At 49.1% G+C, this 1271-nt stretch carries 1 protein-coding gene; it reads right to left on the bottom strand.

Annotation, left to right across the window (positions count from 1 at the left end):
- Position 1 precedes the first annotated feature (1 nt).
- Positions 2–1195, bottom strand: coding sequence for an ISL3 family transposase (locus J0A66_RS21400; protein WP_206575893.1), 1194 nt, complete (start codon positions 1193–1195; stop codon positions 2–4).
- Between the last annotated feature and the right edge of the window lie 76 nt (positions 1196–1271).

The raw sequence follows: 1271 nt of genomic DNA on the forward strand, positions 1-1271 counted from the left end.
CTCAACGTACACGATTAATAACACCATTCCATCCGCAATGGGTCATTACTCTGATCCGGTAGTTTTCAAAATTTCTAAAACCATACGCTCTTCTCGATAGCATTTCCATTTTGTTGTGGAAGCCCTCTGTAATGCCGTTATTGCGGGTAAAACGCCACATAGCAATAATCGGCTGTAGCCAGGAAGTCAGTGTCTTAGCCAGTGCTTTCAGTGGACTGTTATGCAGTTGTTCCAGCAAGCATAAAAAGCCCGGTAACTTGTTTGCCATTCGCTTTTCCGTCATGGTCTTGAGTAGAACGTAACGAATGAGTTTCTGTTTAGCTTCATATAAGGCCTGGAGAACAGGGTAGTCAGCCAAATACCCCTGTAGATTCTCGGCGTTCTTTTCACTTAGCCGCCACTGATGCCTGCGCATCAGGCTAAGTAGGCCACGGTTTCTGCGCCCCTCCGGGTGATGCAACTGCCACGCTTTTAAAAAGTGGTGATTAATCAGACGAACCACATGAAAGCGGTCTGCCACTATGGTGGCGTTAGGGAAGTAACGTTTCGCGATATTGCGGTAGGTTTCAGACAAATCCATGGCGATAAGTCGTACGTTCTCTCGCCCTTCTAAGCGTTGTAAATACCGCCTCAGGCTTGGCTCTGAGCGTCCGAGTTTTACATCAAACACGTTGTGATTTTTTAGGTCGACCATGGTCGTGGCATAGCCTTTCCTGCGAGTAAAGAAGTGCTCATCAATACCCAGCATCTCAGGACAAGGGCGACTCACGATCTCTTTATATTTCTGGCTGATGTGTCCCTGATACCAGCGCTCAACAGTGGCAGAGCTTATCCGGTGTGTACGAGATATCTTGCGTTGCGTCACGCCGCCATGATGCGCTTCAAAGACTTCCAGTCGATAGCACTCTGATGCGCGATAGCGCGGCCTGATACCCACAAACGGGTGCCGGAAATAGCGGTTGCAGGCACGACAGTGATACTTAGGCACGCGAAGGTGAAGCGTTAACACCTGATTGCCCTGGCGCGTGTGCTTAACCGTCCGGTGGTGGGTTGCTTTAATTCTTAGTTGTCTGGCGTCACAGTGCATACACGGTGGTCTGCTACTGGGCCGGGCCCAGACCTCAATGCTGTCGTGGCGATGTATTCGTTCGATTTCTAGTTCAGTTATGCCTAAAATGGCACCTGCGTGGGACATCGGCTTATCTCCATTAAATGATCTTCGCAAAATCAGTTTAATGAATGCTGATGTCCCCCGTTAATGATGAAGAGCC

It is taken from the genome of Bowmanella dokdonensis (genome assembly GCF_017254865.1).
In the GTDB taxonomy this organism is placed as follows: Bacteria; Pseudomonadota; Gammaproteobacteria; order Enterobacterales; family Alteromonadaceae; genus Bowmanella; species Bowmanella dokdonensis.